This window comes from Kitasatospora sp. NPDC029312, assembly GCF_055569215.1.
Window position 1 is genome coordinate 58,843 of the sequence record NZ_JBVHXY010000016.1, and the last position, 8,799, is coordinate 67,641.

The following is an 8,799-nucleotide window of genomic DNA, read 5'->3' on the forward strand; positions in this document are numbered from 1 at the left end:
CTCGGGGATTCGAAGCTTCCGGCCGGTTAGAGTCCTTCCCCGCGGAACCTACCCAGTGAGGATGCGTGTGGCTGCACAAGACGGTGAGCCGATCCGCCTGGCGGTAAAGGATCTGGCCCAATTCCTCGGCACGGACATCGAGGACCCCGGCTTTCTCGCTGACCCCTACCGCTGCCTGACGCCCGCGGTGCGCGCGCGGCCGGTACACCGTCTGCCCGGCGGTGCCCTGGCCGTCCTGGGCCATGCCGCCTGCTCCCAGGTGCTGCGCGACGCCCGGTTCGGCCACGGGGCCGGCGAACTGTACGAGCTGACCCTGCTGGGGCTGCCGGCGCGATCGTTCCTCCAGCTGGACCCCCCGGGCCACACGCGGCTGCGGAGCCAGGTCGCCCGGCACTTCAGCGTGCGGCGGGTGCAGGATCTGGCTCAAGGCGTCGCCGCTCACAGCCGTACGCTGGTGGGCAGGTGCCGGAAGGGCCCGGGGGACTTCGTGGTGGACATCGCCGAGCCGTTGGCGATGTCGGTCATCAGCGACGTCCTGGGGGTCTCGGACGAGGACCGCGCCGGTTTCCAGCGGGACGCCCGCCTGGTCATCCAGGGTCTGGACCAGCCGGCCCGCGTGACCGACGAACGGGCCACCGCCCAGGCGCGCTTCCGTTTCGTGCGCTACTTCCACCGGCAGGTGAAGGCACGGCGGGACGTGCCCCGGGACGACCTGGTGAGCACGCTGCTGCACCGGCCCGACGGTGCGCTGGCCGAGGTCCGTGAGGTCGTCACCACGTGCAGTCTGCTGTTGAGCGCCGGATACGACACGACGGTCAGCCTGCTCTCGCACGCGGTGGCGGAGCTGGGCGGCGACCGCTCCGGGCGGGGGTGGGAGCTGGCTCGGAATCCTCGGACGGTCGACGCGGTCGTGGAGGAGGTGCTGCGACTGCAGTCTCCGGTGCAGATCGCTGCACGGGCCGCGGTGCAGGACACCGTTCTGGACGGGGTGGCGGTGCCGCGCGGCACGATCGTGCTGCCCCTGCTGGCGGCCGCCAACCGCGACCCGGCCGTCTTCGAGGACCCGGACGCCTTCCGGCCCGAGCGCCACCTCGCCCCGGCCGACCCGAGCCGGGCCGAACCTCGACACCTGGCCTTCGGAGCGGGAGCCCACTTCTGTCTGGGAGCGGCGCTGGCCCGGCTGACCGCCCAGAGCCTGCTGTCCATCCTGGCCGCCTCTCCGCCACGGCTGCGGGACGAGGCCCGCACCTACCAGGACAACGTCGCCGTCCGAGGCCTGCGCGGTCTGCCGGTCACCTGGCCCGACCGTGCCGCGGACGCGCCGCAGGTGGCCTCCTCGCCCACCGCGCCCGCCTACGCCACACCTTCATGTCCCGCCACCACCGAACAAGGGAGCCCCCGATGACCAGCAGCCTCTTCCCGGAACTGGCCGACGAACTGGTGAAGTCGTTCAACGTCGACCGTGAGACCGTCACCGAGAGCGCGACGATCGAAGACCTCGGCCTGGACTCGCTGGCGCTGATGGAACTGATCACCCGCTACGAGGACGAGTACGACGTGGAACTGATGGCCGCCGCGGAGGGCCAACTCGGCACCACCTCCACGCTCGCCGACATCTGCGCCGTACTCGAGAAAGTCCTGCCCGGTGCCTGCACGGACGCCGAGCCCGCCGGTGACCCCGTATGAGCGAGCCCGTGGCCGTGACCGGCATGGGTCTGCTGACGCCTGCCGGTTCCGGGGAGGAGGCGTTGTGGGACTGCCTGTGTCAGGGCAGGTCCACCGCGGCGCCCGATCCCGCACTCAAGGGCATGCCGGTCGACTTCTCCTGCCAGGTCCCCGGCTTCGATCCCGCCGGGGTGAAGACGATCTCCTGGCGCACCAACCGCTTCATCCAGTTGGCGGTGGTCGCGGCCCGGATGGCGATGGCCGACTCGGCCCTGACCCCCGACTCCTTCGACCAACGGCGGGTCGGCGTCGTCATGGGCGTCGGCGCCGCCAGCATGGAGCACTGGCCCGGGGAGACGCAGAAGCTGCTGCGCGGCCGGCTGCGGACCGTCTCGCCGCTGTCCCTGCCGCGCTCCATCCCCAACATGGCCGCCGGCGAGATCGCGTTGGACCTCGGCGTCACCGGCCCGAACCTGGCCGTCTCCACCGCCTGCGCCTCGGGCGCCACGGCCCTGGGAGTGGCCAAGGACCTGCTGGCCGCCGACCGCTGCGACGTCGTCCTGGCCGGCGGGGCCGAGTCCCCCCGGGCGTCGGAGATGGTGGCCCTGTGCTTCGCCCGGATGTCCGTGCTGTCGCGGCGCTGCACGGACCCCGTGCGTGCTTCGCGCCCCTTCGACGCGGAGCGGGACGGCTTCGTGCTGGGCGAGGGAGCAGCGGTCATGGTGCTGGAGAAGGCCGCTCACGCCCGGGCCCGCAAGGCGCGGGTACGGGCCTGGCTGTCCGGTTACGGAGCCTCCGCCGATGCCCACCACCCCACGACGCCCGACCCCGAGGGCAAGGGCGCCACCGCCGCCATCGACGCCGCGCTGAACGAGGCGGGCCTGCGTCACGACGACATCGACCACATCAACGCCCACGGGTCCTCCACCGACCTCAACGACCTGTACGAAGCCGCCACCTTGAGCCGCGTCTTCGAACACCCCCCGCCGGTCACCGCCAACAAGGGCGCGCTCGGCCACGGGATCGGCGCCGCCGGAGCCATCGAGGCCGCCTGCAGCGTCCTGACGCTCCAGCACCAACTCATCCCGCCGGTGGCGAACTTCACCCGCCCCGACCCGCGCATCGACCTGGACATCGTCGCCGACGCGCCCCGCCCGCACCGGGTGGAAGCGGTGCTGAGCAACTCCTTCGGCTTCGGCGGGCAGAACGCGGTGCTCGTCTTCACCCGCGCCTGAGGCCGGTCCGACGGTTCCCTCCGGGCGCGCCGCGCTGGGCCACCCCCTGTGCCGCGGCCCAGCACGGCACAGGTGCCACCGCCTTCCAGCTCTCAGGGAGAGATCATGTGTGGAATCACCGGGTGGGTCTCCTACGACCAGGACCTGACGGGCGGACGACAGCGCGCCGCCCTGACCGCGATGACGGCGACCATGAGCTGCCGGGGCCCGGACGCCGAGGGCCAGTGGGTCAGCCGCCATGCGGCGCTCGGGCACCGGCGCCTGGCGGTGATCGACCTGCCCGGCGGCGCCCAGCCCATGACCGTCACCGAGGACGACCACACCCTGGCCGCGCTGACGTTCAGCGGCGAGATCTACAACTACCGCGAACTGCGCGACGAACTCCGCGGCCTCGGCCACCACTTCCGCACCGCCAGCGACACCGAGGTCGTCCTGCACGCCTACCTGGCCTGGGGGCCGGCCTTCGCCGGCCGGCTGAACGGCATGTTCGCCCTGGCGCTGTGGGACCCTCGGACCCAGGAACTGCTCCTGGTGCGCGACCGCGTCGGCATCAAGCCCCTGTACTACTGCCGGCTGGGCAACTCGCTGCTGTTCGCCTCGGAGCCCAAGGCACTGTTGGCCCACCCCGACACCAGCGCGTCCGTCGACGTCGACGGGCTGCGCGAACTGCTGTCGCTGGCCAGAACTCCCGGTCACGCCGTCTACGCCGGCCTCGGCGAAGTACGACCCGGCCACGTCACCACCTTCGGCCGCCGCGGCATCGCCACCACCCGCTACTGGGCCCTGGAAGCACGACCGCACACCGACGACCTCGCCACCACCGTCTCCACCGTGCGCGGCCTGCTGGAGCAGACCGTCGCCCGGCAGAGCCACGCCGACGTCCCCCTGTGCACGCTGCTGTCAGGCGGCCTGGACTCCAGCGCCATCACCGCCCTGGCCGCCCGCGCCGCCCGCAACACCAGCGGCAACCACAGCACCCGCGAACCGGTGCGTTCCTTCTCCGTCGCCTTCGACAACCACGAACGCGACTTCACCCCCGACCTCATGCACGTCGACTGCGACGAACCGTTCGTACGGGCCGTGGCCGAGCACGTCGCGACGGACCACACCGACATCAGGATCGCCACCAGCGGGCTGCTGAACGCCGCCAACCGCCGGGCCGCGCTGCGCGCTCGCGACCTCCCCTCGGGCCTCGGCGACTTCGACATCTCCGCCCTGTTGCTCTTCGAGGCGGTGCGGCGGCACTCCACCGTCGCCCTGTCCGGCGAAGGAGCCGACGAACTGTTCGGCGGCTACTTCTGGTTCCACGACCCGCAGACCGTCCAGGCCGACACCTTCCCCTGGCGCGCGGCCATCGACGTCTACACCCAGGCCGGTTTCGGCGACGCCCCCATGAGCACCCGCCTCCTGGACCCGGACCTCGTCCGCGCTCTGGACCTGCCCGGGTACCGGCACGAAAGCTACCGCCGGGCACTGGCCGACGTACCCCACGTCGAGCACGCCGACCCGGTCGAACGCCGGATGCGTGAAGTCGTCCACCTGCACCTGACCCGCTTCCTGCCCATGCTCCTCGACCGCAAGGACCGCATGAGCATGGCCACCGGCCTCGAAGTGCGCGTCCCCTTCTGCGACCACGAGCTGATCCAGTACGTCTTCAACACCCCCTGGAGCATGAAGACCTTCGACGGCCAGGAGAAGAGCCTGCTGCGCGCCGCCGTCGCCGACCTGCTGCCCGAAGCCGTCCGCACGCGCCCCAAGAACCCCTACCCCACCATCCAGGACCCGCAGTACACCGCAACCCTGCGCGGCGCCCTCGCCGCCCTCGCGGACGACCACACCGCGCCGGTACACGCCCTGCTGGACACGACGGCCGTCAAGGAGGCCCTCGCGCCCGACACCGACCCCAAGGACGTTCGCTACGCCACGGAACTCGTCCTCGATCTCGACACCTGGCTGAAGACCTACGACGTCCGCCTGGACCTGCCGTGAGGAGTCTCCCGGGCGTGAGCGGGCCGGCGGTCCCCGGCAGGACGCCGCCCCTCGCCCCGTCATGACCTTCTGGTCGAGAGGCACAGCCACGGCGGTACTGCTGCTCGCCCTCGCGACGGCGGCCCTGGCCGCCTGGCAGGCGAAACCCGCTGCCGACCGCTTCAGCACGGAGGGCACACTCGCCGTCGCCACGCCCGCCGCGCGCGCTCGGCTCCAGGCCGACCGGATGGGGATTCCCCGCCCCGACCTGGTGCTCCTGGTGTCGGACCCGGCCGGTGCCCGGCTCGACGACCCGCGGCTGCAGCAGCGGGTCGCCGCCCTCACCCGCGTCGTCGCCGGCGACCACGGTGTCGAGGTGGCACTCTCCCCAGCCCCCGGCGACGAGCCGTCGCTGCTCTCCCGGGACGGCACCACCGCCATGGTCCAGGCGCAGCTGCGCGGCGCGCCGCGCGAACGCGCACGGAGCGCCGAGCGCATCCTCTCCACGGTGCGGGCCGCGGAATCCGGGCTGACGGTGCGGGCGGGGGGCCAGTCCTGGACGACCGCGGTCATCGACCGCCGGGTGACGGCGGACCTCCTGCGGACCGATCTGGTGGCCGCCCCCGCCATCGCCCTGCTGCTCGTCTTCCTCTACGGGTCCCTCGTGTTCGCGCTGCTGCCCGTGCTGGTGGCCGCCTTCTCCGTGCTCTGCGCCGTTCCCGTCCTGGGGATGCTGGCCCAGCGAACCGACATCTCCCAGTTCGCGGTCAACGCCGCCAGCGCCGTGGGCTTCGCCCTCGCCGTCGACTACACCCTCTTCGTCCTCGCCCGGTACCGCGAACACCTCGCCCGCCACGACTGCCGCGCCGAAGCCCTCAGAGTCGCCCTGCGGACCAGCGGTCGCACCGTCATCTTCTCGGCTGCCACCGTCACATCAGCGCTGGTGACCGTGATGGTCGTCCCGATCCCCCTGCTCCGGGCGCTGGCCCTCGCGGTGATCACCGTCACCCTCCTGTCCGCGGCCGCGGCGTGGACCATCCTGCCCGCGTGCCTGGTCGTTCTCGGACGTCACGCCGAACAACTGGACCCGCTACGCCGGTGGCGGCGCCACCGACTCGGCCAGCCGAGCCGAACGTGGCGAGCCGTCGCCCACCGCGTGAGCACCCGGCCCCTCCCCTCAGGCATCGCGGCGCTGGTACTCCTGGCGGCCTGCGCCCTGCCGGCCCTGCACGTGCGACTCGGCGCGACCGACGAACGGAACCTTCCCCGCGGCGAATCGGCCGCCATCGCAGGTCGACAACAGCGCGACGAATTCGCCTTCCCGCCGGAGCGCTTGCTCACCGTCATCGTGGACACGGAACGGGCGGCGCTCTCCGACTACCAGGCCCGGATCGGCGCCCTGCCGCACGTCACCGGCGTCCTCCCGCTGGCCACGCACGTGCCGAGCGGTCCCGCGACGACCGCCCTGGTGGTGGCCAGTGACGCGGCCCCCGACACGCCGGCCGCGGCTTCCCTGGTGCGGGCCCTGCGCGGCACCGCACCGTCCGGCCAGGTCCTCGTCGCCGGACGCGCCGCGGACATCACCGACACCGTCGAAGCTGTCCGCAGGACGCTGCCCCAGGTCGGAATCCTCATGGCGGCCGCGCTCGGCGTCCTCCTGACCCTGTACACGCGCAGCGTCGTCGCACCCGTCAAGGCCATCGCCGTCGGCCTGGCCACCATGGGCGCCAGTCTCGGTGCCCTCGTCGCCGTCTTCCAGGACGGCCACGGCCGCGCCTTCCTGGGCCACTTCACCCTGACCGGCAGGCTGGACTGTTCGGTCGTGCTCTTCGTCCTCGCCCTCGCCCTGGCGATCTCCCTGGACTACGAGGTCTTCCTCCTCGGACGCATCAAGGAGGAGTACGACCGGACCGGCGACAACCGGGCCTCGATCGTGCAGGGCATCTCCCACACCGGCCGCCTGATGACCTCGGCCGCCGTGTCGGTGGCCATCCCCACCACCGCCCTCGCGGCGACCGGCGTCACCTCGCTGAAGCTCATCGGTCTGGGCATCGCCGTCACGGTCGTCATCGACGCCGTCCTCGTACGCGGTGTCCTGGTCCCCGCCGTCATGGCCGGGCTCGGTTCCCTCAACTGGTGGAACCCGGTCCCCCGGGTGCGCGGAGCCGGTCCGGAGAGCAACCCCGCCCCCGCGCAGCTGGAGATCGGCCGCCAGGGGTGACGACCCGCCACCCCGCCGGGCACCGTCTCAGCCGCCGAGACCGATATCGGCGAAGGGCGCCGACGTCAGGCCGAGCGGTCCCCCGAAGGGGGAGTTCAAGGCGTAGATGAGGACCACCATGAACGCGATGAGGCTGGTGAAGCCCGCTGCCAGGACCAGATGGGTGCGGGTGCGCTCGATCCCGAAGAGGAACATCAGGCTCAGAGTGAGCGCACCGCCGGCGAGCAGACCGAACCACATGACGCCTGACATGCCCCGGCGTCCGTCCGCCTCGCGACCGTGGCGGGCCTGGTACGCGGCCGAGATCTGCCCGAACGCCAGCTGGTCCACCTGCTGTTGCGCGTTGGTGCTGGGCTCGAAGGACGCCCACGCGTTCTGCACATCGTGCAGCAGCGTCCAGCCGTGCGCGCCGAGCGGCTTGCGCCGCTCCATCAGCGGCCACTCCTCGTCCCGGACGTAGGCGGCGTAGGTCACCGCCGCCGAGCGGGCCCGCTGGGCGTCGGCGGGTGGCAGCCCGTCGGCGAGCAGATACGTCTGCTGCAGTGCCCCCGCCTCGGCGGTGATGTTGGTATCGGCGTCGTCCTTGGCCTCCCACACCGAAACCAGCGCGACGCCCAGCACCAAGGCGTACAACACGCCGACCATCATCGTCAGGTACTCGGCCGTGTCGTCGCGCGCCTCGTCCTCCGAGGCCGCCGACCGCCTGGACTTACGGCTGTTGAGGAGGGCAGCGCCCCCGGCGACGACGACGACCCCGGCGATGATGCCGATCACTCCGATTACTTGTTCCACGGCGCCCTTCAGCTTTCGTCGGTGCGGCGGTCTGCCCTACGACGACGCCACGCGATGGCTCCGGCGACGATCGCGGGGACGAACAGGAGCATGAAGAACAGCAGAAAGTTGCGCGACAGTGGCGCGTTGCCGTGGCCGAAGCGGCCGGAGTGCAGCAGGGGTGACGACACGTGGCCTCCCCCGGCGTGGGGTGAAGGGGAGCCGGAGGGTTTGGGGGAGGCGCTGCTCGAGCCGCTCGGCGAGCTCTTCACGGGCTTGCGCCCGTTGCCCGACGCCCCGGCACCGGGGGCACCGGCACCGGGGGCCCCAGCTCCGGGTGCCCCAGCTCCGGGTGCCCCGGGCGCCCCGGCGGCGGGGGCACCGGGCGCCCCGGCCCCCGCGCCGCCTCCGGGTGCTCCGGGGGCGCCTGCCCCTGCTCCGCCTCCGGGTGCTCCGGGCGCCCCTGCTCCGGGCGCCCCTGCGCCGCCCGCGGGAGCCCCGCCCGCAGCTGCTCCGGGTGCAGGCGCCCCGCCCGCGGCTGCGCCAGGTCCGGGAGCCCCTGGTGCAGGCGCTCCGGGTCCGGGCGCCCCAGGTGCGGGAGCCCCGGGTCCGGGAGCCCCGGGCGCGGGCGCCCCAGGTCCGGGAGCCCCGGGCGCGGGCGCCCCAGGTGCGGGCGCTCCGGGTCCGGGAGCCCCAGGTGCGGGAGCCCCGGGTGCAGGCGCCCCGGGCACCCGAGCACCAGGAGCCGGAGCGGCGGGAGCGGGGGCGCCAGGAGCCGGAGCACCGGGCGCAGGAGCGCCAGGAGCCGGAGGACCAGGAGGAGCACCGGGCGCAGGAGGACCGGGAGGAGCACCGGGCGCAGGAGGACCAGGAGGAGCACCGGGCGCAGGAGGACCAGGAGGAGCACCGGGCGCAGGAGGACCAGGAGGAGCACCGGGA

Annotated in this window: 7 protein-coding genes and 1 pseudogene; 6 read left to right on the plus strand and 2 right to left on the minus strand. The window is 72.9% G+C overall.

The window, feature by feature from the left end; all coding sequences use genetic code 11:
- Positions 1-67: 67 nt before the first annotated feature.
- The 5 genes from ACZ4WV_RS15565 to ACZ4WV_RS15585 all read left to right on the plus strand — a co-directional run bounded on the left by ACZ4WV_RS15565 (position 68) and on the right by ACZ4WV_RS15585 (position 7,089).
- The gene (locus ACZ4WV_RS15565; RefSeq protein WP_465746799.1) at positions 68-1,405 is read left to right on the plus strand and encodes a cytochrome P450; all 1,338 of its coding nucleotides are present in this window, start codon (positions 68-70) and stop codon (positions 1,403-1,405) included.
- Positions 1,402-1,686: an acyl carrier protein gene (locus tag ACZ4WV_RS15570; protein ID WP_465746801.1), complete on the plus strand. Its 285-nt coding sequence runs from the start codon at positions 1,402-1,404 to the stop codon at positions 1,684-1,686. Before ACZ4WV_RS15565 ends, ACZ4WV_RS15570 begins: the two co-directional genes overlap by 4 nt.
- Positions 1,683-2,900 (plus strand): beta-ketoacyl-[acyl-carrier-protein] synthase family protein, encoded by a 1,218-nt coding sequence (locus tag ACZ4WV_RS15575; RefSeq protein ID WP_465746803.1) that lies wholly within the window; start codon positions 1,683-1,685, stop codon positions 2,898-2,900. Before ACZ4WV_RS15570 ends, ACZ4WV_RS15575 begins: the two co-directional genes overlap by 4 nt.
- 105 nt (positions 2,901-3,005) lie before the next feature.
- Positions 3,006-4,889 (plus strand): asparagine synthase (glutamine-hydrolyzing), encoded by a 1,884-nt coding sequence (gene asnB, locus ACZ4WV_RS15580; RefSeq protein WP_465746805.1) that lies wholly within the window; start codon positions 3,006-3,008, stop codon positions 4,887-4,889.
- Positions 4,890-4,950: 61 nt separating this feature from the next.
- Positions 4,951-7,089 carry an MMPL family transporter gene (locus tag ACZ4WV_RS15585; protein ID WP_465746807.1) on the plus strand — a complete coding sequence of 713 codons (2,139 nt, stop codon included), beginning with the start codon at positions 4,951-4,953 and terminating at the stop codon, positions 7,087-7,089.
- Positions 7,090-7,116: 27 nt separating this feature from the next.
- Here ACZ4WV_RS15585 and ACZ4WV_RS15590 read toward each other — a convergent pair whose 3' ends face one another.
- Both ACZ4WV_RS15590 and ACZ4WV_RS15595 read right to left on the minus strand, forming a co-directional pair.
- Positions 7,117-7,863: a bestrophin-like domain gene (locus ACZ4WV_RS15590; RefSeq protein WP_465746809.1), complete on the minus strand. Its 747-nt coding sequence runs from the start codon at positions 7,861-7,863 to the stop codon at positions 7,117-7,119.
- 26 nt (positions 7,864-7,889) lie between these two features.
- Positions 7,890-8,051: a hypothetical protein gene (locus ACZ4WV_RS15595; protein ID WP_465746811.1), complete on the minus strand. Its 162-nt coding sequence runs from the start codon at positions 8,049-8,051 to the stop codon at positions 7,890-7,892.
- A 506-nt stretch (positions 8,052-8,557) separates the two neighbouring features.
- Between ACZ4WV_RS15595 and ACZ4WV_RS15600 the strand changes: the two are divergent.
- Positions 8,558-8,799: pseudogene (locus ACZ4WV_RS15600) on the plus strand (hypothetical protein); the annotation flags it as partial.